The following is a 26,926-nucleotide window of genomic DNA, read 5'->3' as shown; positions in this document are numbered from 1 at the left end:
CGAGATGTCGGTCGCGATGAACTCTGGCGAAGTGTTTTGTAGGGTTCCCACAAAATCCCATGTCGCGCTCGGCCATCGAAATTGGACGCTCCGGGGTTACAGGTTTGTTTGTCCGGATGTTAAAGATGTGACTGAAGTAACCGAATTGTTCGATTTGAGATCGATTTGTGTCAATCGGCCCACGGTAGCGGCGATCCGTAGTACGTACGCGTCGCGTGGATTCGTAGGATCCCGGCCGGTAACTTCCGCGATTCGCTTCAAGCGGTACCGAACGGTATTTGGATGAACAAACAGAAGACGTGCACAAGTCTCAACCGCACCTCCACAGTCGAGATAACTGTCTAAAGTATCGGTCAAGACTGTGCCGGATTCCGCTAAAGGTGCGACCAGGAAATCGCGAAGAGCCTTTACGGCAGCGTCGTCTCCGAGTAGTGCCCGTTCCGGGAGCAGTTCAGTCGCGAAAACGGGACGAGGTGCGCCGCGCCACCCGGCGACGGCCTTGATTCCCGCGAGAGCTTCGGACGCACTGAAGTGTGCTGCGCTCAACGAGGGCGTTGTCGGGCCGATCACCACCGGTTCGTCGGCGAAACTCATGAGCAGGTCTTGAAGGAATTGGCTGCCTTCCGTCTTACTGCTCAGCTCGCCGCTGACGATCATCACCAGTCGCGGACCCTGCACCACGGCGAGAACAGCGCGCCCGTGCGCGGCGGCAGTGGCGTGGACGGTGCCGGCAACCGAGACCCGCTCGTCCGGCGGGGGAGACCCGACGATGACGGTGGCCGGAGCTGTGGCGTCCCAGTTCAAGGTGGCTGCGCGGGAGAGCATGTCCGAGCCGGTGTCTCCCTGCACGACGGCGTCGACGACGAGCGCTTCCAGTCGCGTGTCCAGGGCACCGCGCGACTCGGCGGCGCTTGCGTACACCGTCGCTGCTGCGAAACCGAGTTCACGCCCGTAGCGCAGGACGGCTTCCGTCAGCGCGATCAGCTGCTGATCGTTGCGGGCGAGAGCCGGCAGCCATTTCTCGAAGAACTCCATCGCCACCCGGACCATGTCGACGGTCTGGCGCAACGTGAGCTGTCGAGCAAGATCCTGAGGGATGACCGGGAAAGACTCGTATCCGAAGCTGATCTCCGAGTCGAGTTGCCGCAGCCATTCCAGGAAATTCACCACCGACGTCTGCACCAAGAGTTGAACGTCGGCACGTTGCGAAGCGTCGAGACTGTCGAAGAACGGAAGCTGCTCCTCCATCACGGTCACGGCCTCGGTGGAGAGTCGACCGGAGAACTGTTTGACGCGGCGGAGCAAGGCTTCTGGAAGTGGATCGCGAACCTGACGACGGCGGGCGAGTACAGCCTGCAACCCGGACGACTGTGGTCGAGTGCGGCGTACGCCCTCTTCGGGTTTCTCGGGATCAGGTTCGGGCATGAGAAAAACCTACGCCCATCGCCGCAGCGGATGTCGAGATGACACCCTCGGCGATGGGCGTAGGTCTGTTTTCGATCGCTGGGACTGTTGCCCTACGACTTAGGCGCTACCGGTGTCCCCGGTCTGCTCGGGAGCAGCATTCACGTCGTCGATGCGGTATCGGCTCGCTGCTTCGACGGCCTTCGACCGCTCGATCGATCCTTCCTTCGCTAAACCGATCAGCACGGCAACGACGATGGACTCGGCATCGACGTTGAAGTAGCGACGCGCTGCAGTGCGTGTGTCGGAGAACCCGAACCCGTCCGTGCCGAGCGTGGTGTAGTCGCCGGGAACCCACTGACGGATCTGATCCGAGACCGCCCGCATCCAGTCCGAAGCCGCGACGACAGGGCCTTGGGCCGAGGACAACGCCGTGGTGACGAACGGAACCGGAGCATCCTCGGACGGATTGAGCAGCGCCTGACGTTCGCATTCGACGCCTTCGCGGCGCAGCTCACCCCAGGACGTGACCGACCAGACATCGGCCGAGACGCCCCATTCGTCGGCGAGCAGCTTCTGCGCACGCAGACCCTCAGGCATCGCGACACCGGAGACGAGGATCTGTGCCTTCGGGCCGGCTGCTTCGGACGTCTTGTAGAGGTAGATGCCCTTGAGCAAGCCCTCGACGTCGAGACCTTCGGGCTCGGCCGGCTGAACGTACGGCTCGTTGTAGATGGTCAGGTAGTAGAAGATGTTCTCGCCACCGAAACCGTCGACGCCCTCGGTGCCGCCGTACATGCGGCGCAAGCCGTCCTTGACGATGTGCGCCAACTCGTACGAGAACGCGGCGTCGTACGTGACAGCGGCCGGGTTGGTCGATGCCAGGAGCAGCGAGTGTCCGTCGGCGTGCTGGAGACCTTCACCGGTCAGAGTGGTACGACCGGCGGTCGCGCCGAGAACGAATCCGCGAGCCATCTGGTCGGCGGCCGCCCACAGGCCGTCGCCGGTGCGCTGGAAACCGAACATCGAGTAGAAGATGTACAGCGGAATCATCGGTTCACCGTGGGTGGCGTAGGACGTGCCGACTGCGGTGAACGATGCCGTCGAACCGGCCTCGTTGATGCCCTCGTGCAGGATCTGGCCGATCGGGCTCTCCTTGTAGGCGAGCATGAGTTCGGCGTCGACGGAGGTGTAGAGCTGTCCGTTGCGGTTGTAGATCTTCAGCGACGGGAACCAGGAGTCCATACCGAACGTACGGGCCTCGTCCGGAATGATCGGCACGATCCGCTTGCCGATCTCCTTGTCGCGCAACAGTTCCTTGAGGATGCGCACGATCGCCATGGTGGTGGCGACTTCCTGCTTGCCCGAGCCCTTGCGGATGACGTCGTACGTCTTGTCCTCGGGGAGCTTGAGCGGAGCAGCGTCGGTGTTGCGGGAAGGCAGGAACCCTCCGAGTGCTTTGCGACGGTCGAGCATGTACTTGATCTCGGGAGCGTCCGCGCCCGGGTGGTAGTACGGAGGCAGGTACGGATCCTTCTCGAGCTCGGCATCCGAGATCGGGATGTGCTGCATGTCGCGGAACGCCTTGAGATCGTCCAGCGTCAGCTTCTTCATCTGGTGTGTGGCGTTGCGGCCCTCGAAGTGCTTGCCGAGGGTGTAGCCCTTGATGGTGTGCGCGAGGATGACCGTCGGCTGGCCCTTGTGTGCCATGGCCGCTGCGTAGGCGGCGTGGACCTTGCGGTAGTCGTGGCCACCGCGCTTGAGGTTCCAGATTTCCTGGTCTGTGAGGTCCTTGACCAGTTCCTTGGTGCGGGGGTCACGTCCGAAGAAGTGATCGCGTACGAACGCGCCGTCGTTGGCCTTGTACGTCTGGTAGTCACCGTCCGGCGTCACGTTCATCAGGTTGACCAGTGCGCCGTCGCGATCGGCGTGCAGCAGCGCATCCCACTCGCGACCCCAGACGACCTTGATGACGTTCCAGCCGGCACCGCGGAAGAACGATTCCAGTTCCTGGATGATCTTTCCGTTGCCGCGGACCGGGCCGTCGAGGCGTTGGAGGTTGCAGTTCACGACGAACGTGAGGTTGTCGAGGCCTTCGGTTGCCGCGACGTGAGCGAGGCCGCGTGATTCGGGCTCGTCCATTTCGCCGTCGCCGAGGAACGCCCACACGTGCTGATCGGTGGTGTCCTTGATGCCGCGGTCGTTGAGGTAGTGGTTGAACCGGGCCTGGTAGATGGCGTTCATCGGGCCGAGGCCCATCGAGACCGTCGGGAACTCCCAGAAGTCGGGAAGCAGCCGCGGGTGTGGGTAGGACGGCAGTGCGCCGCCGAAGTCGGCGTGGGACTTCTCCTGGCGGAATCCGTCGAGCTGTTCCGCGGGGATGCGGCCCTCGAGGAAGGCGCGTGCGTAGATGCCAGGGGAGGCGTGACCCTGGATGAAGATGTGGTCGCCACCGCCCGGGTGGTCCTTGCCGCGGAAGAAGTGGTTGAAGCCGACCTCGTACAACGCTGCCGAGGATGCGTAGGTGGAGATGTGACCGCCGACGCCGACGCCCGGTCGCTGCGCGCGGTGGACCATGATCGCGGCGTTCCAACGGATCCAGGCGCGATAGCGGCGCTCGACCTCTTCGTCGCCGGGGAACCACGGCTCGTTTTCGGTCGGAATCGTGTTGACGTAGTCGGTCGAGGTGAGCGCGGGGAGTGCGACGTGCTTCTCACCGGCGCGTTCGAGCATGCGGAGCATGAGGTAGCGGGCACGCGTGGGTCCGGATCGATCCAGAAGTCCGTCGAATGATTCGAGCCATTCGGTGGTCTCGTCCGGATCGATGTCCGGCAGGTACGACGCAACACCTTCGCGAATGACGCGAACGCGACCGTCGGTTCCCCCCGGCGTGTTCGACGCGGGCGAACCCGACTCGCCGGCGGCGCCGGAATCGGCGTTCTGCCCGGACGCGGGACCCTGGATCAGGTCAGACAACGTGTGCTCCTCATTGGTTTGGGGACGCGTGGTGGGGCGTCCTTACATAGGTGATCGAGGCCTTGTTAGGTCCGACGCACTTCCATCGTGAATATGGCGCGTACCTCATCTTTCACCATCCCGGTCGGTCCGGCACACCTCGCCTCTGGTTACTCTCGGGTAGCGTTTTTCGGCGTGACGCAGGGGTGTGATGGTTCCCCGTAGTCACAGGCTTGGGGGATCGATCGGAACGTATGAAGGGGTGGGAAAAAATAAACAAAGAAATCAATTACGGCAGGGTCGGGGCGTGGGTCTCGGTCGGATCGATCGCAGTGGGACTGTCGGTGATCGTGGGATGTTCGGCGGCGGTGACCGGATCGGCAGTACCCAATGAAGCGCACGTGGCTGCATACCAATCCGAGGTGAGTATTTCGATGGCCGCCGCGTCCTCGTCGAAAGCGGCGGCAGATGCGGCAGAGGCAGCTTTCGCGATCTGTGAGGAAGCGGTCTCTCGATCGAAAAACGACGTGGTCGCGTTCAATGCCTACGTCGACGCCGGAAATCATGGTGAGACCGACCTGAGAGCCGAAGCAAGCGCTGCTGCTTCGTCGGCCAGGGACACCGCCTCGTGGTTCGACTCGGTCGCGAGTGAACTTCCGGCGCAACTTTCCGGACTGTTCGACGAATTGGCCGCGAACCTACGTTCATCTGCAGTCGTGATCGAGAGTGATCATTCGGCGGATGAAATCAATTCGATCAGCGATACGAGCAATTCGATTCGCAAGTCGATCTTCGATGAATGTGGATCCCTGTGACCTGCGGTAATCCGCAGGCGTAAGGTTCGCCGTGTGTCAGAAGACGATCTTTGGTGAAAGTTTTCGGCGTGGTCGGCTTGCGCTAACGCCTCAGACCATGTTCGCTTTCCCTAATTGATCGTCAAACGGTAGGTGTGCGGGGTCGCCACACACCATCAACAAAAGGAGGACCCCACCGTGGTCGCCGCGGCGGATGCCCAGAACTACGCTCAGAAACTCGGGATTACCACTGACATGGTGGTGCAGGAACTGGGCTGGGATGAGGATACCGACGACGGCATTCGTGCCGCGGTTGAGGAAACCATCGGCGGGGAAATGCTCGACGAGGATTCCGACGAGGTCATCGACGTCGTGCTGCTGTGGTGGCGCGACGAGGACGGTGACCTGGTGGATGCCTTGATGGATGCCATCGGGCCCCTCGCCGACGAAGGCTTCGTGTGGGTTCTCACTCCCAAGACCGGTCTCGACGGACATGTCGAGCCCAGCGAGATCGCCGAATCGGCGCCGACTGCCGGCTTGACGCAGACATCGGCAGCCAACCTCGGTGACTGGTCGGGAAGTCGACTGGTTCAGCCGAAGGCTCGTCCGGCCAACAAGCGCTGACCCGGCCCTTTCCGCACTTTCCCAAGGAATTGCACATGCCTCTCGAAGTTGGTGCCCAGGCACCGGATTTCACCTTGAAGGACCAGAACAACCAGGAAGTCTCGCTCGCAGATTTCCGCGGTAAGAAGAATGTTCTGCTGGTCTTCTATCCGTTGGCCTTCACCGGGACTTGTCAGGGGGAACTCTGCAAGGTCCGTGACGAGCTTCCGAAGTTCGAGAACGACGACACTGCCATTCTCGCGATTTCTGTCGGTGCTTCGCCGACTCACAAGATCTGGTCGGCTGAGCAGGGATACACATTTCCCTTGCTGTCGGACTTCTGGCCGCACGGTGAAGTCGCTCAGAAGTACGAGGTGTTCAACGACAAGTTGGGCTTCGCGAATCGTGGCACCTTTGTCATCGACAAAGACGGAATCATTCGTTTTGCCGAGATGAACGGCCCCGGAGAAGCCCGTGACCACGGACTTTGGGCAAACGCGCTTGCCGCGCTAGAGTCTTAGAGCACTCCCGGTGAGGGTCTCACCGGGAGTTCGGGCGTGTAGCTCAGTGGTAGAGCTCTGGTTTTACACACCAGCGGTCGGGGGTTCGAAACCCTCCGCGCCCACCGAAGAATTCAAACCCCGATCTGCTTGTTGACGCAGATCGGGGTTTTTTCATTTTCGGCAACGAATTGTCCGCAATACGCCATTCTGGACGCATGTCCAGTTCTGTGATCGAAGTAGCCGTCGACCCGACGCGCGTGCATCCCACCCGTCCGCACATACATATCGCCGAGATGCCCAGTCTCAGTGTTGCGTTGTTCCCGGGGCAGACGATCCGGGTTCGTTCCCAAAGCGACGCACTGGCGACCGGGATTGCCCGAGTCTGGGAAATCAACCGAATGCACCGCTTGATCTACCTGACGATCGACTGGGACGGGTTGAGCTCAGCTCGGGCAGACATGTGACGGTTGGCCAGAGAACGAGCGTCGCTGCTACAACTACGCTCGTGCAGATTTCGGTTCGTTCGTCCCAATCTCGATTCAATGCGCGAGCTGCCGGGCTTCTCCTCGGCTTCGTTGCGGATCGGGCATTCGCCGATCCGGGGCGGTTCCATCCGGTTGCCGGCTTCGGAACCGCGGCTATCGCGCTGCAGAAGATGTCCTACCGGGACTCGCGCGCGGCCGGAACACTTCATGTTGCCGTGCTCTTGGCCGGCACCGCAGGACTTGGCCTCACAGCCGAAGCAGCGTCGCGCCGGGCCGGTTGGGTGGCCGTCACGGGTACGACGGCGATAGCTACCTGGGCCGTGCTCGGCGGAACGTCGCTTGCACGCACCGGCATCGACATGGCCGCTCGATTGGAGGCGTCACAGGTTGACGGCGACCTGACGACAGCGCGTGAGCTACTTCCTTCACTCTGCGGACGCGATCCCTCGGTGCTGGGCGAGGAGGGCCTCACGCGTGCAGCACTGGAGTCGGTTGCCGAGAACACCTCGGATGCAACCGTCGGCGCAGTGTTCTGGGGTGCAATTGCGGGCGTGCCAGGCCTGTTCGTCTACCGCGCTGCCAACACACTCGACGCGATGATCGGCTACCGCTCCGAGAAGTACCTCAGATTCGGGTGGGCTGCGGCGAGGTTCGACGACCTGGTCAACATCGTCCCCGCTCGGCTGACAGGTGCGCTGACGGCTGCGTGTGCACCGGTGGTGGGCGGCTCGGTTCAGGAATCACTGGCAGCGTGGAAACGCGACGCAGCGGCTCATCCAAGCCCCAATGCGGGCGTCGCGGAAGCGTCGGCGGCAGGGGCGTTGGGCATTTCGTTGGGTGGTCGGACCGAGTATGCGCACGGGGTGGAGATGCGTCCCGTCCTCGGCCGCGGGCCTGTGCCGACGCCGAACGATCTGCGCCGCGCGGCGAGGCTTTCGTCGGCGGTGCAGATCAGTGCAGCTGTGGTGTCAGCGGGTATTTCAGCGGGTATTGCCGTATCGATCGGCAAGTTTGGCTTCCTGTGCCGTCAGCGGAACTGATTCCGGCTCCGGCTTCTTGCGACGGCTGAAGGTACGACCCGGTTCGGCGGGGGGTGCGGCAGGCGCGGACACTGCCGCTTCCGGGGTCGTCTCGGCAGCGGCGTCGTCGGCTGCGAAACCGTCCACAGCTGCTTGAGCTGCCTTTTCCTTGCGACGTTCGCGCCACTCGGCGCGAATGAAGTAAGCCAGTCCGAGCGGCGCCATGATGCCGAACGCCAGCCATTGGAACCCGTACGAGAGGTAGGGGCCCGCGTCGAGTTGGGGGAGCGGGATCGTGCCGAGACCGCCGGGCTGGTCGGGTTCGAGTTGGATGTACGCGTCGATCAGGTCCGTTCCGATGAACTCGCCGATCGGCTGTGCGTCGATGGAGTAGACCTGCTTCGCGCCGTCCTCGAACATCGGAACTCGGCCGGGAGCGGTGCCTTCCGACAGGCGCACGCGGCCGTTGAGAGTGACCGGATCGGTCGGCGGCGCAGCGATGGGCGGTGCCTCGGCGCCGTTGATCGGCCGAACGTATCCGCGATTGACGAGGATCGTGCGGCCGTCGTCCAGGCGGAAAGGCGTCAGGATCTCGTACGACGGCGCGCCCTCGATGGACTGCAGGCGGACGAGGATATCGGCGTCGGGCAGATAGGTACCTGCCGCGGTGATGTTTCGCCATTCGTCGTCCGGTGCGATCGTCGAATCGGCGATGACATCACCGATCGGCACGGTCTCCGCGTTGATCGAGTTCGAGATCAGATCATTGCGGTGCTCGGTCTTCGTGTTCTTGCCGAGCTGCCACGGAGCGAGCACGGTGAAGCACAGGTAGGCGAAGAGCCCGACCACAGCTGCCAGTACCAACCAACCGGGCCGCAACAGGAATTTCAGTCTTCGCACACGTCCACGGTATCCGTTGCCCGAACGGGAGTGAATTTTGCTCCGGGTTCAGGCTCGCTCGCGGATCCAGTCGAGTATGTCGGGAATGGCTGCTTCGATCTGGTCTCGAACCAGTTCGAAGTCCTCCTGATCCCCGTAGTACGGGTCCGGAACCGATTCGCCGTCCGCCTCGGGGTCGAACGATCGCAGTAGGCGCCGACGCTCGGTGGGCACGCCGAGATGAGCAAGCTCACGTTCATGCCCGGTGTCGAGGGCGACGACTAGATCGGCGGCGAGATGATCTGCATTGACCTGCGCGGCGCTGTGGCCCGTCGGATATCCGGCCGCTCGGAGCACGACGTTGGTCCGCTCGTCGGCTTCGCTACCGGTGTGAAACCCCTCGGTACCGGCGCTGCTGACACGCACGCGGTCGGCGAGGCCTTCACGGCCCAGATGCGCGAGCAAGATCTTTTCGGCCATTGGTGACCGGCAGATATTGCCGGTGCACACAAACGTCACATGGAGTGGTTCAGTCACATGGAGTGGTTCAGAGGCGGCCATCGAGAAGTCCTCCCAGTTCGGATGCCGACGATACGGAGCGAAACGCTTGCCGCGCTTCCTCGGCGGAACCGTAGCCCCATTCGACGACGACGGTGGGGATGCCGTACTTCGCGGCGCCGAGCACGTCGTGATCACGATCGCCGATCATGAGCACGTCGGGGGTTCCGCCGTCGGCGGCGAGGACGGGAGTGATCCCGAGTGAGGTCAGCGAGTGCGCGATCACATCGGGTTTCGCCCGACGAGTTCCGTCGTCACTTGCGCCGCCGATGAACTCGAAGTGCTCGGCCAGGCCGAAATGCTCGAGGATGCGAATGGCGAATCGTTCCGACTTCGAGGTGGCGACGGCCAGTCTGGTGCCGCTCGCGCGAGCCTTACCCAGGACGACGTCCATGCCCTCGTACACCGAGTTCTCCTGCCACCCGGTCGCGTCGTAACGCTCGATGTACGCGGCGATCGCCCGATCCACGTCCGCCGGGGCCATACCGAGTGACCTGAAGGTATCGACCATCGGCGGGCCGATCACCGATGCCAACATCGCTTCCGTCGGCTCCGGATGGCCGACAGTTGCCAACGCATGTCGGAAGCCGCCGTGAATGCCGGGAGCGGAATCGGTGATGGTTCCGTCCAGATCGAACAGAACTACAGGAAAACGGTCGAGGGGTGGTGTCGTCACGGCACTCATTGTCCCGGACGGCAGGGGTGATGTCCGCGCACGGTGCTCGACCGTAGGCTGACCGGGTGAGTACCGGAACGGTTGACCTGGAGAGCTTGCGACATCACGGCGATGTCGAAGCGGAGCCCGGGTTACTTGATTTTGCCGTCAACGTTCAAGGCTCCGGCCCACCGAAGTGGTTGCGGGATCGGCTGGCCGCAGGGCTGTCGACGCTCGGTTCGTACCCGTCGGCTGCAGCGGAACTGAAGGCCCGCGAAACCGTCGCGCAGCGGCACGGGCGCCGGCCCGAAGAGGTGTTGTTGCTCTCGGGCGGTGCCGAGGGATTCGCGATGCTGCCGCGCCTGGGCTCTCGTTCGGCAGCGCTGATCCATCCGTCCTTCACCGAGCCGGAACTGGCGCTGCGAGAGGCCGGTGTACCGGTGACGCAGGTGATTCTGGAGCCGCCTTTCGCGCTTCGGGCCGCGCAGGTACCAGAATCCGCGGACCTTGTCGTTCTGGGCAATCCGACCAATCCGACGTCCGTGCTTCACCCCAAGGCCGATGTGTTGGAGTTGCGTCGGCCGGGCCGGATCCTGGTGGTGGACGAGGCATTCGGCGACGCGATCCCCGGCGAAGCGGAGAGCATCGCAGGTGTCGAGTCGGCGGATGTACTGGTGCTTCGGAGCCTGACCAAGACGTGGGCACTCGCCGGATTGCGGTGTGGGTACGCGATCGGCTCTCCGGATCTACTCGCTCGACTGGCTCACGGCCGAGCCCACTGGCCATTGGGCAGTCTGCAGATCGAGGCCATCACGGCCTGCTGCGAACCGTTCGCGGTCGAGCAGTCGAGGATCAAAGCCGAAGCGATTGCGGCAGACCGCCAAGACATGTCCCGGCGACTGACCGAGATCGGGATTGCCGTGCACGAACCCGCTGCGGGGCCGTTCGTGCTCGTCGACGTCCGCGACGGCGCCTCGATGCGAGAGCACCTGCGTGCCTGCGGTATCGCCGTCCGCCGGTGCGACACCTTTCCCGGACTCGGGCCCGATCAGTTGCGCGTTGCCGTCCGTCCAGCCGAGCAGGTCTCGGTACTGATCGAAGCGATGAAGGAGATCTTGTGAGCGGCCCAACTCTTGCGGACGTCATAGCTGTGCTGGAATCCGCTTATCCGCCCGCCCTGGCGGAATCGTGGGATTCGGTCGGTCTGGTCTGCGGCGATCCTGCGGACGCGGTGACGAGAGTGGTTTTCGCGGTGGATCCGACCGAGGCAGTGGTCGACGACGCCATCGCCTCCGGTGCCGACCTTCTGGTCGTTCACCACCCACTTCTGCTGCGTGGGGTGGACACCGTCGGTGCTCACACACCCAAAGGTGCGTTGGTCCACAAGCTCATCAAGGCGGGGTGCGCACTGTTCTCGGCGCACACCAATGCGGACTCCGCCGACCCCGGAGTGTCCGACGCGTTGGCGCAGGCTCTGGGCCTGACCGTGCTGCGCCCGATCGAACCCAAGCCGACGCAGCCGCTCGACAAGTGGGTCGTCATGGTTCCGGTGGAGAATGCATCGGCCGTGCAGGATGCACTTTTCGAGGCCGGGGCTGGGCGGATCGGCGACTACAGCCAGTGCAGTTGGACGGTCACCGGTACGGGTCAGTTCTTGCCAGCCGACGGTGCGAATCCGACGATCGGGACTGTCGGCGCTGTGGAGCAGGTTCGCGAGGATCGTGTGGAAGTGATTGCCCCACGCGGAAAGCGAAGTGCGGTGTTGGGCGCATTGCGTGCCGCCCACCCGTACGAGGAACCAGCCTTCGATGTCTTCGAACTCGCAGCGTTCCCCAGTTCGCTCGGTCTGGGGCGGGTGGGTGAGCTCGAGCACCCCGAAACATTGCGAGAGTTCACGGCGCGAGTGGCGCGCTCACTGCCCTCGACCGAGTGGGGTGTTCGCGCTGCCGGAGATCCGGACGCGACCGTTCGTACCGTGGCGGTGTGCGGCGGTTCCGGCGACTCGTATCTGGACGTGGTGGCGGCGCTGGGCGCCGACGTCTACGTCACTGCGGACCTGCGGCATCATCCCGCGGACGAGCATCTTCGTGCCGGTGGCCCGGCACTGGTCGATGTCGCCCATTGGGCTAGTGAATACCCGTGGTGTGCGCAGGCGAAATCGGTGCTCGACGCCGCGTTTGCCGACAATCCGGGGTGGGAAAGCCGGGTTTCGACAATTCGCACCGATCCGTGGTGTTTGAGTGCGCATTAGTGCAGCGCTCTGCAAGGTACGGTTGCACGAACAATTCAAGAGCAGTTCTTCGAGAGCCGTCCTTCGCGAGCACTGCCGACATCGGACTTACAGCAGGAGTTATACAGCGTGAACGTCGAACCACAGGTGCAATCCAAGCTTCTCGACCTCGCCGGGGTGGATGCTGAGCTCACTCGGATCACCCACCGACGCGGAGCGCTTCCCGAGCAGCAGGAAGTCGAACGTCTCGAGGCCGAGCGAATCAGCCGTAAAGATGCGTCCGTAGCCGTCGAAATCCAGATCGACGACATCGATCGCGACATCCGCAAGCTCGAAGGCGAGGTCGACGCGGTTCGTCAGCGCGAGGATCGTGACCGCACTCTGTTGCAGAGTGGGTCGGTCGGGGCGAAGCAGCTCACCGAACTCGAACACGAACTCGGCAGCCTGGTCAGGCGTCAGGGGCTCCTCGAGGACGAGCTGCTCGAAGTGATGGAGCAGCGTGAGGCGTTGCAGGCCGATCACGATCATGCCGGTGCCCAGCTGTCCCAGGCCGAAGAAGAGCTGATCGACGCCAAGCGTCGCCGCGACGACGCCGTCGCCGATCTGGACAAGGCGCAAGAGCGTTGCGCCGCCGATCGTGAACGACTTGTCGGTGAATTCCCCGCCGATTTCCTTGCTGTCTACGAGAAGCAGCGCACCCTGGGCGGACCGGGCGCGGCGCTTCTGCAGGCACGCCGATGCGGCGCTTGCCGGATCGAGATCGACCGCGGCGAGATCTCCCGAATCGCCGCGACACCGGCCGACGTCGTCGTTCGTTGCCCAGAGTGCAATGCAATCATGGTGCGTACCAAGGAGTCCGGTCTGTGACTCCCACGCAGGTCATCGTCGAGGCCGACGGTGGATCACGCGGCAACCCCGGCCCGGCCGGCTACGGCGCCGTGGTCTTCGACTCCACCCGCTCGGTGTTGGCCGAACGCAAGGAAAGCATCGGAATAGCGACCAACAACGTCGCCGAGTACCGCGGACTGATCGCCGGGTTGACCGCTGCCGGTGAACTCGGAGCGTCGACGGTCGACGTCCGTATGGACTCCAAGCTGGTCGTCGAGCAGATGTCCGGGCGCTGGAAGGTCAAGCACCCGGACATGATTCCGCTGCAGCGACGCGCAGCCGAGTTGGCGACGCAGTTCTCGCGAGTGACCTACACGTGGATTCCGCGCGGCGAGAATTCTCATGCCGATCGTCTTGCCAACGAGGCGATGGACGCTGCTGCCGGGATCGAAACCGCGACCCCCGCACCGGCTGCACCCGCCGCGCCGTCAGAAGAGACGTCGGAACCGCAGATCGCCGGCTCTCCGGGATGGATCGCCACCACCGGCAAGCCGACACGAATGTTGTTGCTACGTCACGGACAGACAGCGATGTCGGTCGATCGCCGCTACTCCGGACGCGGCAATCCTGAGCTCACGGAATTGGGCCGCGCGCAGGCTGCCGGCGCGGCTGCACGCTTCGGGAACCGCGGCGGTATCGACGCCATCGTCTGCTCACCCCTCGGCAGAACCCGTGAGACGGCAGAGGCATCGGCCCGCGTGCTCGGTCTTCCCGTCGTCGAGCACAAAGGTTTGATCGAAACCGATTTCGGCGACTGGGACGGACTCACCTTCCGCGAGGCAGCCGAGCGCGATCCGGACCTGCATCGTGAATGGCTCTCGGACACTTCGGTGCGCCCACCCGGCGGCGAGAGTTTCGATGAGGTACGAGAACGAGTCGTCGCCGCGCGTGACGACCTGATCTCGACCTACGGCGGCGCGACGCTGTTGGTCGTTTCTCACGTCACCCCGATCAAGACGTTGGTGCAGCTGGCCCTCGATGCCGGGCCGTCCTTGCTGTACCGGTTGCATCTGGATCTGGCGTCGCTGAGTATCACCGAGTTCTATCCAGACGGGGGAGCCTCGGTCCGGTTGGTCAACGACACGTCACATCTTCGCTGAAAATGCCCCGACTGCTGATCAGCCGTTGATCAGATCACCAACCACAGGGCGCTCACGGCGGCGAGCAGCGTCAGTGGCGTCGTGATGACCCCGAGCAGAGTGAACGTCGCCAGCGTGGGCGGTGCGCCCGCGCTGGTGGCAACTCGTCGCCAGAGCATTGTCGCGAGAGAGCCCACGTAGGTGAGGTTGGGCCCGAGGTTGACGCCGATCAACATCGCGAGCACCAGGCCTGGAGGTGCTCCCGTCCCGAGCGCCGCGATCATCAGCAAGGTTGCCGGCAGGTTATTGACGAGGTTGGACGCGAGCGCAGCGACCATGGCGACGAATAGCAGTGATCCGTAGCTGGTGTCGCCTGGCAGGATCTGCGCAATCCATTCTCCCACCGGCCCGTTCGCGACTCCGACGACGATGATCCCGAGAACCAGGACGAACGCGCAGAACCAGAGGTCGGCAGCGTAGAGCATCTTGGAGGCGGTCGTACGGTGCCGAGCCAGAGCGATCGCTCCCAGAACACTCGCACCCACCACAGCGATCCAGGCGGGCTCGATCCCGAAGAAACCCGAAACCGCGAAACCGACAAGCGTCAGTCCGATCACCGCCAGCGGCAGACTCGGCGCAGGCGAGGAAGTTTTACTTGCCGGTGGCTCTGTGTTTTCCGAGCGGACGAGTTCGGATCGGAAGAACAGTCGGAAGATCAGATATTCGACAGCGATCGTCACGACCCACGGCAGCGCCATCAACGCGGTGAAGTGCAAGAACGTCAAACCTGTTGCAGCAAAAGCGATGAGGTTGGTCAGGTTCGACACCGGCAGAAGCGTCGACGCCGAGTTCGACAGGTGCGCACTGGCATACGAATGGGGCCGCGGACTTGCTCCGATGGATCGTGCGGCCGCGATCACTGCGGGTGTCAGAAGTACGACGGTGGCGTCGAGGCTCAGGACCGCCGTGGTCAGGGCAGCCGCGCCGAATACGTAAATCAGCAACCGGTGCGGATCGGCGAGGGATTTTTGCTGCAGGATCTGGCTGACCCAGCGAAAGACGCCGAGAGCGTCCGCGGCATGAGCGAGAACCAGCACGGCAACCAGGAAGACGACGGTGGGTGCCATGCTCGTCAGTTCTTCGCGGGCTTCGTCGAGAGTGACGACACCGGTCAGGAGAACGACGACAGCTGCCGGCCCGGCGATGACGATCTCGGGAAGCCCACGTGGACGCACTATCGCGAAGACGAGGACGACGGCGACGAGCAGGATCGGTAGAAGAGTCACGCGCTGGTGCTCCGTGTCGGGGCGAGCGTCATTTGAGCAGTTTGTAGAGCGTGTTCAGATTTCGGGTTGTGGTGAACGCCTTGAACTTCGGTTTTCCGGTGTTCCTGCCGAACGCGCTCTTGACGGTCTGCCCCTTCTCGACCTCCCAGTACAGGACTCCGTCGCCGGCCACCACGCGTTCGACCGAGGCATCGAGTTGCGCTGCCGCAGCACTCAATTCCTCGAGGATTTCCGGCTCGGAGGCAACCATCGCGTAAGCATGCCAACCCTCGCGTTCTCGGTCGAACGGGTAGTTGTCCACGATCGCTTGCAGCGTCGGAATGTCGAGGACGAATACCCAAGCCTCGTAGCCGAACTCGCGGGCGAGGGCAGATTCGATCTGTTTCTTCAGCGACGAGATGTCGGTGCTCGGACTGTCGAACAGAACGTTGCCCGAGGCCAGGACGGTTTTCACGCCTTGGAATCCGAGGTCGCCGAAGACTCTCGCCAGGTCCGCCATCTTGATGTTGATGCCGCCCACGTTGATACCGCGTAGCAGGGTCACGTACCGAGTCATAAGGTGACCATAGTGCCGGCCACCGACAGGCGCCCGGTAGCATACGGGGGCGGACGAGTTGGCCGGGCGGCCGCGGCTTCTGGAACCAGCGTGTACCACGCACAGGCCTGGGGCCGAGGAAAGTCCGGACTCCACAGAGCAGGGCGGTTGTTAACGGCAACCCGAGGCAACTCGCGGGACAGTGCCACAGAAAACAGACCGCCTGCCTTTCGAGGCAGGTAAGGGTGAAACGGTGCGGTAAGAGCGCACCAGCACCTCGGGTGACCGGGGTGGCTAGGTAAACCCCGCCCGGAGCAAGGTTGAAGGTCGCATCGCTCGCGGTGCGGCTGCGCAGGTGTTCGAGGGCTGCTCGCCCGAGCCTGCGGGTGAACCGCTCGAGGCACCCGGCGACGGTGTGCCCAGATGGATGGTCGCCACTCGGCACTTCGGTGCCGCAGGACAGGATCCGGCTTACACGCCGACTCGTCCGCCCGCGATCTGCACAGTGAGAAAAAGAAGACCCCCACCGGATCGGTGGGGGTCTTCTCTTGTTCGAAAAGCTGTCAGACAGGCTTGATGACCAGCAGCGTAGCCCAGTACGTTGCCGCGTCATGGCCCATGAGCGGGAGGAGGTAATCGTAAAGAATTGCGGACATGCGCACTCCATTTTCTGTTCGTAGCTTGTGTTGGGCATTCAAGCAGAACTCACCGTTCGAATGTCCGGTTCTCACCTGCCAGGCCAAGTAGAAAGAATATCAGTCTCACAGCGATCTACAAGCTTCTATCTCACTCTGATGTCACACTGTGGATATGACTGATGAAGATCGACTCTGGTACTTCGACGTGTCCGACGGTTCCGTCACGCAGGGAAAGGGCGCGTCCTCGTTGACGAGGATGGGGCCGTACCCTGATCGGGACTCTGCCGAGCATGCATTGAAGATCGCTGCCGAACGCAACAAAGCCGCCGATCGGGCAGACGAAGACTGGAACAACTGAGACTTGGAACAACTGGGACCGGTACAGCTGCTACACCGGCCCGAACCGATCATGGAGGATGCGTGCCCGCAAGTCGAATGATGGTGCAGGGAATCGACTTCGGAGTGGTTCGGGCGGAGTTCGACTTGCCGGGAGCATTCTCGGCCGCGGCGCAGGCCGAGGCCGAGAATGCCGTGGATCGTTTCGGTGCCGGGCGTGTCGACGAAACGGGTATCGCCTTCGTGACCATCGACCCCCCCGGATCGATGGACCTCGACCAGGCAGTGCACATCGAGAAGACCTCGACCGGGTACGTCGTGCACTACGCGATCGCCGACGTCGCGGCGGTGGTGACGCCGGGCGGTGCGCTCGACGTCGAAACCCGCAAGCGTGGTCAAACCTTCTATCTCCCGGACGGTTCCGTTCCGCTGCATCCTCGGGCGTTGTCGGAGGGATCGGCGAGTCTGCTGCCGGACGTGGTTCGCCCCGCCGCACTGTGGCGTATCGAGTTGGACGCCCAGGCCGAGCCCACGTCATGGCAGGTGAGACGCGCTCTGGTGAAATCGGTGGCGCGTCTGGATTATTCGACCGTGCAACGTGACGCCGACGCGGGCACCTTGCATCCGTCGATCGCCGCACTACCGGAATTCGGACGATTGCGCAGTGCCTCGGCGGTTGCCAGGGGCGCCATCGAGCTGAAACTGCCCGAGCAGTCAGTGGTTCGGGATCAGCCAGAGGACGAGTCCTCGGCTCGCTGGCGGATCGAGCTCGAGCCACGCACCGAAGCGGACGACTGGAACGCAGAAGTGTCGCTGCTGACCGGTATGTGTGCCGGCCGCATGATGATCGACGCAGGTATCGGGCTGCTTCGCACGCTGCCGCCGGCCGAGGAGTCCGCGGTTCGCACCCTGCGGAGAACTGCAGTGGCGCTGGGTATCACGTGGCCGGAGGGTCGAAGCGTCGGGCAGATTCTTGCCGGACTCGATTCCAACGAGCCGTCGACGATGGCGCTGATGTCAGTTGCGCCGTCGTTGCTGCGCGGCGCAGACTACGCGGCCTTCGACGGCCAGCTACCGGAGTTGACGGTGCATGCGGGGATCGGAGCGCCCTACGCTCATGTGACGGCTCCACTGCGCCGGCTGTCCGATCGCTTCAGCACCGAGGTGTGTCTGGCGATCACAGCTGGTACGCCGGTACCGGAATGGGTGCGCACCGCCCTTCCCGAGTTGCCCGACATCATGAGTGGGTCCGACTCACTGGCGAACAAGGTCGACCGCGCGTGCATCGATCTCACCGAGTCCACGCTGCTCGACGGTCGGGTCGGCGAGGTCTTCGACGCGGTGGTGATGCGCGCCAAGGACGGAAAGCGCTCGGCGGAAGTGTTTGTCCCGTCGGTCGCAGTGATTGCGAAATGCGTCGGAACGCCCGATGACGGTGAGCGCGCAAAGGTGCGACTCACCGCCGTCGACACTGTCAAGCGGACGGTGGAATTCACGTTCCCGGCGTAGGGCGCTACCGGTACGAATCGGTGGCTTCCACCAAGTGATGTGCGATGCCGGGCTCCATCGCGGAGTGTCCCGCGTCGTCGACGATCACGAGCTTGGATTCGGGCCACGCCTTGTGCAGCGCCCAGGCGCTGGTGGCGGGGCAGACGACGTCGTAGCGGCCCTGGACGATCGTCCCCGGAATGCCGTGCAGTGCGGAGCTTTTGCGTAGGAGCTGACCCTCGTCGAAGAATCCGCCGTTGACGAAGTAGTGGTTCTCGATACGAGCGAAGGCCAAGGCGAACCTGGTCTCGGAGTTCTGTTCGATCTTGTCCGCCTGGGGGTACAGGTAGCTCGTCGATCCTTCCCAAGCCGACCAGGCGATCGCTGCCCGGGCCGCGACGTCGGGGTCTTCGGAATGGAGCAGTTGGTGATAGACCGCGACGAGGTCTTCGCCGCGCTGCGCCTCGGGTACCGGTTCGAGGAATTTGTCCCAGCGCTCCGGGAAGATGTTTCCCGCGCCGCCGTTGTAGTACCAGTCGATCTCGCTACGACGCAGGAGAAAGATCCCGCGCAGAACCAGTTCCGTGACGCGCGTGGGAAACGTTTCGGCGTAGGCGATGGAAAGCGTGGAACCCCAGGACCCCCCGAATACCATCCACTTGTCGATCGAGAGATGTTCGCGCAGGGCTTCGATGTCCGCCAACAGCTTGTCCGTGGTGTTCACCGACAGGTCGGCGCCGTCGGCAACGTGCGGGGTGGATCGCCCGCAGCCGCGCTGGTCGAGTAGAACGATGCGATATGCGGCCGGATCGAAGAACTGGCGTACCGCCGGTTGTGCACCGCCACCGGGGCCACCGTGCAGGAACACCACCGGCTTGCCGTCCGGATTTCCGCTGACTTCCCAGTACATGCTCTGGCCGTCACCGACGTCGAGGAAGCCGGTGACAAAGGGTTCGATCGGGGGATAGAGACTCCGCAGAGCCGACGGCGGTGCTGACGTTTCGCTCATCAGAAGCCCACCAGCCCGGAGGCGAGATCGGGGATCTCGAGTGCGGAAATCGCGCCGCCCCGGACGTCCGGGCATGCGGCCGAGGTTGCCGCGTCGATGCTTTCGCGGTTCTGGGCGAGATCGAGCAGGTTGATGCCGTTCTGCGTCGCCCACGTGATGACGATCGTGTTCAGTCCGCCCTTGCCGAGCGTCGGGGTGACGGTCCGCCAGTTCTGCAGCTGCCCTTCCATATCCGAACACAACTGCTGGACCTGAGCGTCGGTGAACGTCGAACCGGACGCGGAGGTTGTTGCCGGCGCCGTCTTGGTGGAACTCGCGGGCGTAGTGCTGCTGGGCGCGGGAGAGTTGGTGGACCCTCCCGCGCATCCGCTCAGCACCGTGACGAGAGCTGCCGCGCCGACTACAGCTGCGGCAGTAGAACTTCGACGGTTACCGATCATTGAACGCACCCCTGGCTGGTTGAGAGACAGGCGGCGTTCGCCGGTCTCGGATCAGAAACTGTGTTCTGCGGCCGGGAAAGCGCCAGTGCGAACTTCTGATGCATAGGCGGCGGCTGCGGAACGCAGTTCGTCACCGACGTTACCGAAACGCTTGACGAACTTGGCTGTCTTACCGCTCGTGTAACCCGCCATGTCCTGCCAGACGAGTACCTGAGCGTCGCATTCGGAACCGGCCCCGATGCCGACGGTAGGGATGGTGAGTTTGCGGCTGACCTGGCCCGCAATCTCGGCCGGAACCATTTCCATGACGACGGAGAACGCCCCGGCTTCCTGGACTGCAATGGCGTCCGCCACAAGCTGCTCGGCCGCGTCGCCGCGACCCTGGACGCGGAATCCGCCGAGCGAGTTCACGCTCTGCGGGGTGAATCCGACGTGAGCCATGACGGGGATGCCGGCCGAGGTGATAGCCGCGATCTGCTTGCTCATCCGCTCGCCGCCCTCGAGTTTGACGGCGTGCGCGAGGCCTTCCTTCATGAACCGTGTCGCAGTCGCAAGGGCCTGCTCGGCGGAACCCTCGTAGGTGCCGAAGGGGAGGTCGGCGACGACGAGTGCGTGCGGGGCGCCGCGAACCACGCCACGCACGAGCGGGAGCAGTTCGTCGACGGTGATCGGCACGGTGGTGTCGTAGCCGTAGACGACGTTGGCGGCAGAGTCGCCGACGAGCAGCACCGGGATGCCTGCGTCTTCGAAGATGCGTGCCGTGGAGTAGTCGTAAGCGGTGAGCATCGACCAGCGTTCGCCGTTCTGCTTCATCTCGGCGAGGTGGTGAATGCGCGTCTTACGCTTCGGTGCATCGGTAGAGCTTGCAGTGGGTACAGAACCATAGAGAGGTGTTTCGGACATCGTTGTCCCTTTCTGGCCTCGAGGCCCTGAGCGTTGATCGCCTTCGGGTCCCCGGGTGTGGGTGATGACGTGTTCAGTCTGCCACCGGACATCGCCGACACGAATAGTTGACGGGGTGCAATGGGTCACATCACCGCGTGCCTGTCAGTTAGGTGCCGAACCGAGGCGAACCGCTGGCTACCGAGGTTTCCTGGCACCATCAATGGCATGTCGAAGTTCGTTCGCCTCTCCGGTGCCCTCGCCGGAAGCGCAGCAGTGCTCGTGTTGGTTGTCGGTTGCACCAGTTCGGAAGGCACGCCCGAATCAGTGGAACCTGCTGGTTCTGCCGCGTCCGCGGTGCCGTCCGGCCTCGAGAAATTCTACGAGCAGACGCTCGACTGGGGTTCGTGCGACCAATTTGTCGAAGAAGGAACTGCGCCGCTGGGGCGTGGGGTCGACTGCGCCGAGGTGAGCGTTCCCGTCGACTACGCGAATCCGAACGGCGACACCGCGAAGGTGGTGATCTCGCGTTCGAAGGCAACCGGCGACCGCATCGGCTCACTGTTGCTGAACCCCGGCGGGCCGGGTGGGTCCGGGCTGTCGATGGCGACATCGGGTTCGGTCACCGAACTGCAGGAACGTTTCGACATGATCGGCTTCGATCCGCGGGGGATCGGGGCATCGACCCCGCAGGTTCGGTGTTTGACGCCGGAGGAGACCGACGCGGAGCGTGCGGAGGTCAACGTCGACATGACGCCGGAGGGCATCGCTCTCGCCGAGGCGGACAGCAAGGACTACGCCGCCAAGTGCGCTGAGCGGACCGGTACGGAGTTCCTCGCTCATGTCGGTACCTACGAGGTGGTGCGAGATATGGACGTCATTCGGGGCGTTCTCGGCGATCCGAAGATGAACTACCTCGGGTTCTCGTACGGGACCCGGCTCGGATCCACGTACGCGGAAACCTTTCCGCAGAACGTCCGAGCGATGGTCCTCGACGGCGCGCTCGACCCCGAGCAGGATCCGGTCGACGAAGTGGTCTTGCAGGGGCAGGGCTTCCAAGGCGCGTTCGACGCCTTTGTCGCCGACTGTGTCTCGCGAACGGATTGCCCGCTGGGTGATGATCCGGCGCAGGCGCAGGCACGCTTTCAGGCACTCGTCGATCCGTTGATCGAGAAGCCGGCACAGACCACCGATCCGCGCGGGCTGAGTTATTCCGACGCGATCACGGGCGTGCAGCAGGCTCTGTATTCGCCACAGTTGTGGACGCCGCTGCGTGGGGGTCTGTCGAGTCTGGCCGACGGACGCGGCGACTCGCTGCTCAATCTCGCCGACATGTACGAAGGCCGTGAGGATGACGGCAGCTACTCCAACATCAACGACGCGTTCAACGCCATTCGCTGCGTGGACGATCCGGCAACCACCGACCGCGCCGAGGCCGGCGAATCCGACACTCGGTACCGCGAGGCGGCGCCGTTCCTCGACGACGGCCGCGGGACGGGTCAAGCGCCGCTCGACCTGTGCGCGTTCTGGCCCGTTCCGGCTACCGGCAGCCCTCACGCGCTCGACCCCCAGGCGCTCGCCGATGCCGGCCTGCCTCAGTTGGTCGTCGTCTCCACGACGCAGGATCCGGCAACGCCGTATCAGGCCGGAGTGGATCTCGCCAAGCAGTTGGGCGCTGCCCTGATCACGTTCGACGGAACCCAACACACGGTGGTTCTGGACGGAAACTCCTGCGTCGACGATGCCGTCGTCGACTACTTCGTTTACTTGAAGGCACCGGAAGAGGGTCTGACATGTTAACCGGCGCGACGCCGTACGCTGCGCCTATTCGATGGTGACCAATCACTCTGTTAACCGGGACCACTGATGTAACACAGATTTAACGTGGCTTGCTTAGTCTCGCGTGCATGGATCGCCAAAAAGAATTCGTGCTTCGTACCCTGGAAGAGCGCGACATTCGGTTTGTCCGCTTGTGGTTCACCGATGTTCTCGGGTACCTCAAATCGGTGGCGATCGCCCCCGCCGAACTCGAAGGCGCCTTCGAGGAGGGAATCGGATTCGACGGTTCCGCCATCGAGGGATTCTCACGAGTCTCCGAAGCCGACACCGTCGCTCGGCCCGACGCCTCGACATTCCAGATCCTGCCGTGGGCCCACAAGGACGGTGCGCAGCATTCCGCGCGCATGTTCTGTGACATCACGATGCCCGACGGTTCGCCGTCGTGGGCCGATCCGCGCCACGTACTGCGTCGCCAGTTGAGCAAGGCCAGCGACTTGGGCTTCAGCTGCTACGTCCACCCGGAAATCGAGTTCTTCCTTCTGGAGAACGGCCCGATCGACGGCACTCCGCCGATCCCGGCCGACTCGGGCGGATACTTCGACCAGGCCGTGCACGATTCGGCTCCGAATTTCCGCCGCCACGCCATCGACGCACTCGAGTCGATGGGCATCTCGGTCGAGTTCAGCCACCACGAGGCCGCGCCGGGTCAGCAGGAGATCGATCTGCGCTACGCCGACGCACTCTCGATGGCCGACAACGTCATGACGTTCCGATACGTCGTGAAGGAGGTCGCGATCGGTGAAGGCGTCCGGGCGAGCTTCATGCCCAAGCCGTTCAGTGATCAGGCCGGCTCCGCGATGCACACCCACATGAGCCTGTTCGAGGGCGACACGAACGCCTTCCACAATCCTGACGATCCGATGCAGCTCTCCGAGACCGGCAAGGCGTTCATCGCCGGCATCCTCGAGCACGCCAACGAGATCAGTGCGGTCACGAACCAGTGGGTCAACTCGTACAAGCGACTCGTCCACGGGGGAGAGGCACCCACTGCTGCGTCGTGGGGCCCGTCCAACCGATCGGCTCTCATTCGCGTCCCGATGTACACGCCCAACAAGGCGTCCTCGCGCCGCGTCGAGATCCGAAGCCCAGACTCGGCCTGCAACCCGTACCTGACTTTCGCGGTCCTGCTTGCTGCCGGTCTTCGCGGCATCGAGAAGGGCTACACCTTGCCGCCCGAGGCAGAAGACGACGTGTGGTCGTTGACCTCCGCCGAGCGCCGCGCCATGGGTTACAAGGAACTGCCCAGCAACTTGGACAGCGCTCTGCGCGAGATGGAGAAGTCGGAACTGGTGGCCGAAGCACTCGGCGAACACGTCTTCGATTTCTTCCTGCGCAACAAGCGTCGTGAGTGGGAGGAATACCGCAGCCACGTGACGCCGTTCGAGCTCAAGACCTACCTCGGTCTGTGACGGTGAAACCGCCCGCTGCGAGATCAGCAGTTCCAGGACCGGGTCGACTCGGGCTGGTCGAGCCCACCGCTGCCGACGAGTTGCGTCAGCTCGGTTGGGTCGACGCCGAGAGCATCGAACTCTTGTGGTCGCTTTCGCGTGCCGCGAATGCCGACCTCGCTCTGCGCACCCTTGTACGGATCAAGGACGGGCTCGACGACGGGTGGCGCGAACTCGATCAGGCATTGCGCAAGGACAAAAGCCTGCGAGGCCGCTTGTTCGCACTCGTGGGTGCGTCGTCGGCCTTCGGCGATCACCTGGCCGCGGATCCGATCGGCTGGAAACTGCTCGACGGAACCGCTCTGCCGACCAAGGACGAGGCCACCGCAGCGTTGCTCGAGGCCGTGGGCGCCACCCTCGACGAGGGCGCTACCGAAGGCTCGCTGACCTACCGCGCCACCCTGACCGGGCCGGAAGCTGTTGTTGCTCTGCGTAAGAGCTACAAGGACCAGCTGATGCTGCTGGCTGCGGCTGATCTTGCGGCGACCGTCGAGAACGAACCAGTAGTGCCGTATCAGACTGTGGGTCACCAGCTTTCCGATCTCGCGGACGCTGCCCTGACCGCCGCACTGGCGGTGGCTATCGCAACGGTGTGCCCCGAGGGCAGTTGTCCGATCCGGCTCGCCGTGATCGCCATGGGCAAATGTGGTGCGCGCGAGCTGAACTACGTCTCCGACGTCGACGTCGTGTTCGTCGCCGAACCGGCCGATGCGACGGCCAGCCGCGTTGCCGGCGAGATGATGCGTATCGGTACTTCCGCATTCTTCGAGGTCGATGCTGCGCTGCGCCCCGAAGGCAAGCGCGGAGAACTGGTTCGCTCCCTCGAATCCCACATCACGTACTACAAGCGCTGGGCCAAGACCTGGGAGTTCCAGGCACTGCTCAAGGCTCGTCCGATGACCGGCGACATGGAGCTCGGTCGCCAGTACTCCGAGGCGATGAGCCCGATGGTGTGGATCGCCTCCGAGCGCGAGGACTTCGTCCCCGAAGTCCAGGCCATGCGTCGACGCGTCGAGGAAATGGTTCCCCCCGAACTGCGTGAGCGTGAACTCAAACTCGGCCGCGGAAGTTTGCGCGATGTCGAATTTGCCGTCCAACTCCTGCAATTGGTGCACGGGCGCGCCGACAGTTCGTTGCATGTCCAGAGCACGGTCGATGCACTGACCGCATTGGCGGCGGGTGGATACGTCGGCCGCGACGACGCCGCCAACCTGACTGCGTCATACGAATTCCTGCGCCTGCTCGAGCACCGTCTGCAGTTGCAGAAGCTCAAGCGCACACACACCCTGCCGCCGCCGGACGACGAGGAAGCGCTGCGTTGGCTGGCCCGCGCCGCGCACATGCGGCCAGACGGTCGTCTGGATTCCCTGGGAGTCCTGCGCGCCGAGATCAAGCGGAATTCGCATCGGATTCGCCGCCTGCACGCCAAGTTGTTCTACCGCCCGCTTCTCGAATCGGTGGCGCGGATGGACAAGGAAGCACTGGTCCTGGGACCAGAAGCCGCGGTTCGGCAGTTGGCCGCTCTGGGTTACACGGCACCCGAGCATGCTCTCGGGCATCTGACTGCACTGACGAGTGGCGCTTCACGCAAGGGTCGCATTCAAGCGCTCCTGTTGCCGACTCTGCTCGAATCACTCGCGGACACAACGGATCCCGATGCAGGTCTGCTCGCTTACCGCAGGCTCTCGGACGCGCTCGTCGACCAGACGTGGTTCCTGCGCCTGCTCCGCGACGAGGCTGCGGTGGCCGAGCGTCTGATGACCGTGCTGGGCTCGTCGGCGTACCTACCGGACCTGCTCATCAAGGCTCCCGACGTGATTCGCTTGTTCGCGGATTCGCCGAGTGGACCGCGCCTTGTCGAGCCGAAGCCCGAGGACGTCGCTCGCGGAATCCTCACTGCCTCCGGCCGACACAGTGATCCCAATCGTGCTGTTGCCGCGGCCCGCTCGCTGCGGCGACACGAACTTGCGCGCATCGCTTCGGCCGACATCCTCGGCATGCTCGATGTTCCCGCCGTCTGCAAGGCGCTGTCCTCGGTGTGGGCCGCGGTGCTCAATGCATCGCTCTCCGCGGTGATCAAGGCCAGCGTCACTGAACTCGGGACCGAGGCGCCGGCCAGTTTCTCCGTCATCGGCATGGGCCGACTCGGCGGCGGCGAACTCGGCTATGGATCCGATGCGGACGTGCTGTTCGTGTGCGAACCCCGCGAGGGCGTCGACGAGACCGTTGCGGTCAAGTGGGCCAACAGCATTGCCGACAAGGTGCGCAAGCTTCTCGGGGCACCGAGCACGGATCCTCCGCTCGAAGTCGACACCGGATTGCGTCCGGAAGGTCGTAACGGACCGATGGTTCGCACGCTCGAGTCGTACGACGCGTACTACGCGAAGTGGGCTCAGGCGTGGGAGATTCAAGCGCTGCTTCGTGCGCACCCGGTTGCCGGTGATCCTGAACTGGGACTGCGGTTCCTGCACATGATCGACAAGACGCGCTACCCCGAAGGCGGCGTCAGTGACGCGGCGGTGCGCGAGATCCGGCGCATCAAGGCGCGCGTCGATTCCGAAAGGCTTCCTCGCGGAGCCGATCCGGCGACGCACACCAAACTGGGTCGCGGTGGCTTGGCCGACATCGAGTGGACTGTGCAATTGCTGCAGCTGCGCCACGCGGACAAGATCGAGTCGCTGCACAACACGTCGACGCTCGAGACTCTCGACGCCATCGGCGCCGCGGAACTGCTCAGCGAAGGCGACGTCGAACTGCTGCGTGACGCCTGGATCACCGCGACGAAGGCACGCAACTGCCTCGTTCTTGTGCGGGGCAAGCCGACGGATCAGCTTCCCGGCCCGGGCCGTGTTCTCGCGGCGGTGGCGCAGGTCGCTGGATACGGCGACGACGCAGGGGAGTTCCTCGACAACTACCTGCGCATCACACGACGGGCAAAAGCTGTGGTGGAGAGGGTCTTCGGCGGGGAGTAGC

General features: G+C 63.7%; 24 protein-coding genes, 1 tRNA gene and 1 other RNA gene. 16 read left to right on the top strand and 10 right to left on the bottom strand.

Going from position 1 to position 26,926, the window contains the following annotated elements; all coding sequences use genetic code 11:
• Positions 1-96: 96 nt before the first annotated feature.
• Together QM596_RS20810 and aceE are read right to left on the bottom strand one after the other, a co-directional pair.
• Entirely contained in the window at positions 97-1,425 is a 1,329-nt protein-coding gene (locus QM596_RS20810) for a PucR family transcriptional regulator (RefSeq protein ID WP_019748966.1), read from the bottom strand.
• A gap of 99 nt (positions 1,426-1,524) precedes the next feature.
• Positions 1,525-4,380, bottom strand: a complete 2,856-nt coding sequence (aceE, locus tag QM596_RS20805; RefSeq protein ID WP_007735476.1) for a pyruvate dehydrogenase (acetyl-transferring), homodimeric type — start codon at positions 4,378-4,380, stop codon at positions 1,525-1,527.
• 233 nt (positions 4,381-4,613) lie between these two features.
• On the opposite strand from aceE, the gene QM596_RS20800 reads away from it, so the two are divergent.
• The 6 genes from QM596_RS20800 to QM596_RS20775 all read left to right on the top strand — a co-directional run bounded on the left by QM596_RS20800 (position 4,614) and on the right by QM596_RS20775 (position 7,784).
• A complete protein-coding gene (locus QM596_RS20800) occupies positions 4,614-5,174 on the top strand; it encodes an Rv2240c family protein (protein ID WP_020969928.1) in 561 nt (186 codons plus the stop codon).
• A 177-nt stretch (positions 5,175-5,351) separates the two neighbouring features.
• Positions 5,352-5,777: a DUF3052 domain-containing protein gene (locus QM596_RS20795; protein WP_003941575.1), complete on the top strand. Its 426-nt coding sequence runs from the start codon at positions 5,352-5,354 to the stop codon at positions 5,775-5,777.
• 35 nt (positions 5,778-5,812) lie between these two features.
• The gene (locus tag QM596_RS20790) at positions 5,813-6,277 is read left to right on the top strand and encodes a peroxiredoxin (protein WP_003941619.1); all 465 of its coding nucleotides are present in this window, start codon (positions 5,813-5,815) and stop codon (positions 6,275-6,277) included.
• A 32-nt stretch (positions 6,278-6,309) separates the two neighbouring features.
• Positions 6,310-6,381 (top strand) — tRNA-Val (locus QM596_RS20785).
• Between the two features lie 93 nt (positions 6,382-6,474).
• Positions 6,475-6,723, top strand: a complete 249-nt coding sequence (locus tag QM596_RS20780; protein ID WP_283309861.1) for a hypothetical protein — start codon at positions 6,475-6,477, stop codon at positions 6,721-6,723.
• Positions 6,724-6,764: 41 nt separating this feature from the next.
• Complete coding sequence (locus QM596_RS20775; protein WP_283309860.1) at positions 6,765-7,784, top strand: cobalamin biosynthesis protein; 1,020 nt, start codon at positions 6,765-6,767, stop codon at positions 7,782-7,784.
• Here the strand turns inward: QM596_RS20775 and QM596_RS20770 are convergent.
• Genes QM596_RS20770 through QM596_RS20760 form a run of 3 tightly spaced genes read right to left on the bottom strand, consistent with a single transcriptional unit; the run spans position 7,725 to position 9,885 of the window.
• A complete protein-coding gene (locus QM596_RS20770; RefSeq protein ID WP_283309859.1) occupies positions 7,725-8,663 on the bottom strand; it encodes an SURF1 family cytochrome oxidase biogenesis protein in 939 nt (312 codons plus the stop codon). The genes QM596_RS20775 and QM596_RS20770 overlap by 60 nt on opposite strands.
• Before the next feature lie 48 nt (positions 8,664-8,711).
• Positions 8,712-9,203 (bottom strand): low molecular weight protein-tyrosine-phosphatase, encoded by a 492-nt coding sequence (locus QM596_RS20765; RefSeq protein ID WP_021334191.1) that lies wholly within the window; start codon positions 9,201-9,203, stop codon positions 8,712-8,714.
• Complete coding sequence (locus QM596_RS20760) at positions 9,190-9,885, bottom strand: HAD hydrolase-like protein (RefSeq protein ID WP_019748958.1); 696 nt, start codon at positions 9,883-9,885, stop codon at positions 9,190-9,192. Before QM596_RS20760 ends, QM596_RS20765 begins: the two co-directional genes overlap by 14 nt.
• A gap of 56 nt (positions 9,886-9,941) precedes the next feature.
• Between QM596_RS20760 and cobC the strand changes: the two genes are divergently transcribed.
• The 4 genes from cobC to QM596_RS20740 all read left to right on the top strand — a co-directional run bounded on the left by cobC (position 9,942) and on the right by QM596_RS20740 (position 14,073).
• Positions 9,942-10,976: an Rv2231c family histidinol phosphate aminotransferase CobC gene (gene cobC / locus QM596_RS20755; protein ID WP_283309858.1), complete on the top strand. Its 1,035-nt coding sequence runs from the start codon at positions 9,942-9,944 to the stop codon at positions 10,974-10,976.
• Positions 10,973-12,106 carry a Nif3-like dinuclear metal center hexameric protein gene (locus tag QM596_RS20750; RefSeq protein WP_069146828.1) on the top strand — a complete coding sequence of 378 codons (1,134 nt, stop codon included), beginning with the start codon at positions 10,973-10,975 and terminating at the stop codon, positions 12,104-12,106. Before cobC ends, QM596_RS20750 begins: the two co-directional genes overlap by 4 nt.
• A 108-nt stretch (positions 12,107-12,214) precedes the next feature.
• Positions 12,215-12,952, top strand: a complete 738-nt coding sequence (locus tag QM596_RS20745; RefSeq protein WP_019748955.1) for a zinc ribbon domain-containing protein — start codon at positions 12,215-12,217, stop codon at positions 12,950-12,952.
• Entirely contained in the window at positions 12,949-14,073 is a 1,125-nt protein-coding gene (locus tag QM596_RS20740) for a bifunctional RNase H/acid phosphatase (protein ID WP_019748954.1), read from the top strand. The genes QM596_RS20745 and QM596_RS20740 overlap by 4 nt, the downstream gene beginning before the upstream one ends.
• A gap of 29 nt (positions 14,074-14,102) precedes the next feature.
• Here QM596_RS20740 and QM596_RS20735 read toward each other — a convergent pair whose 3' ends face one another.
• Together QM596_RS20735 and QM596_RS20730 are read right to left on the bottom strand one after the other, a co-directional pair.
• The gene (locus QM596_RS20735) at positions 14,103-15,338 is read right to left on the bottom strand and encodes an SLC13 family permease (RefSeq protein WP_283309857.1); all 1,236 of its coding nucleotides are present in this window, start codon (positions 15,336-15,338) and stop codon (positions 14,103-14,105) included.
• A 28-nt stretch (positions 15,339-15,366) separates the two neighbouring features.
• A complete protein-coding gene (locus QM596_RS20730) occupies positions 15,367-15,894 on the bottom strand; it encodes a DUF1697 domain-containing protein (RefSeq protein ID WP_283309856.1) in 528 nt (175 codons plus the stop codon).
• 54 nt (positions 15,895-15,948) lie between these two features.
• Between QM596_RS20730 and rnpB the strand changes: the two genes are divergently transcribed.
• The 3 genes from rnpB (at position 15,949) to QM596_RS20715 (ending at position 18,356) form a co-directional block, all read left to right on the top strand.
• An RNA gene (gene rnpB / locus QM596_RS20725) (RNase P RNA component class A) lies at positions 15,949-16,363 on the top strand.
• Positions 16,364-16,683: 320 nt separating this feature from the next.
• On the top strand, positions 16,684-16,869 hold the full coding sequence (locus tag QM596_RS20720; protein ID WP_007735457.1) for a hypothetical protein: 186 nt from the start codon (positions 16,684-16,686) through the stop codon (positions 16,867-16,869).
• 77 nt (positions 16,870-16,946) lie between these two features.
• On the top strand, positions 16,947-18,356 hold the full coding sequence (locus tag QM596_RS20715) for an RNB domain-containing ribonuclease (RefSeq protein WP_019748950.1): 1,410 nt from the start codon (positions 16,947-16,949) through the stop codon (positions 18,354-18,356).
• 4 nt (positions 18,357-18,360) lie between these two features.
• Here the strand turns inward: QM596_RS20715 and pip are convergent, their stop codons facing one another.
• Genes pip through panB form a run of 3 tightly spaced genes read right to left on the bottom strand, consistent with a single transcriptional unit; the run spans position 18,361 to position 20,687 of the window.
• Positions 18,361-19,344 carry a prolyl aminopeptidase gene (gene pip, locus QM596_RS20710; RefSeq protein WP_019748949.1) on the bottom strand — a complete coding sequence of 328 codons (984 nt, stop codon included), beginning with the start codon at positions 19,342-19,344 and terminating at the stop codon, positions 18,361-18,363.
• The gene (locus QM596_RS20705; RefSeq protein WP_020969914.1) at positions 19,344-19,784 is read right to left on the bottom strand and encodes a hypothetical protein; all 441 of its coding nucleotides are present in this window, start codon (positions 19,782-19,784) and stop codon (positions 19,344-19,346) included. Before QM596_RS20705 ends, pip begins: the two co-directional genes overlap by 1 nt.
• A 51-nt stretch (positions 19,785-19,835) precedes the next feature.
• The gene (panB, locus tag QM596_RS20700) at positions 19,836-20,687 is read right to left on the bottom strand and encodes a 3-methyl-2-oxobutanoate hydroxymethyltransferase (RefSeq protein ID WP_003941624.1); all 852 of its coding nucleotides are present in this window, start codon (positions 20,685-20,687) and stop codon (positions 19,836-19,838) included.
• Between the two features lie 207 nt (positions 20,688-20,894).
• On the opposite strand from panB, the gene QM596_RS20695 reads away from it, so the two are divergent.
• The 3 genes from QM596_RS20695 (at position 20,895) to QM596_RS20685 (ending at position 26,925) form a co-directional block, all read left to right on the top strand.
• Positions 20,895-22,466, top strand: a complete 1,572-nt coding sequence (locus tag QM596_RS20695; protein ID WP_283309855.1) for an alpha/beta hydrolase — start codon at positions 20,895-20,897, stop codon at positions 22,464-22,466.
• A gap of 107 nt (positions 22,467-22,573) precedes the next feature.
• The gene (locus QM596_RS20690) at positions 22,574-23,914 is read left to right on the top strand and encodes a glutamine synthetase family protein (protein WP_003941637.1); all 1,341 of its coding nucleotides are present in this window, start codon (positions 22,574-22,576) and stop codon (positions 23,912-23,914) included.
• The gene (locus tag QM596_RS20685) at positions 23,911-26,925 is read left to right on the top strand and encodes a bifunctional [glutamine synthetase] adenylyltransferase/[glutamine synthetase]-adenylyl-L-tyrosine phosphorylase (RefSeq protein WP_283309854.1); all 3,015 of its coding nucleotides are present in this window, start codon (positions 23,911-23,913) and stop codon (positions 26,923-26,925) included. The genes QM596_RS20690 and QM596_RS20685 overlap by 4 nt, the downstream gene beginning before the upstream one ends.
• Position 26,926: the final 1 nt, after the last annotated feature.

Origin of the sequence: Rhodococcus sp. IEGM 1406 (assembly GCF_030056745.1) — a bacterium.
Lineage (GTDB): Bacteria > Actinomycetota > Actinomycetes > Mycobacteriales > Mycobacteriaceae > Rhodococcus_F > Rhodococcus_F erythropolis.
This window is presented reverse-complemented; position numbering and strand designations above follow the sequence as displayed.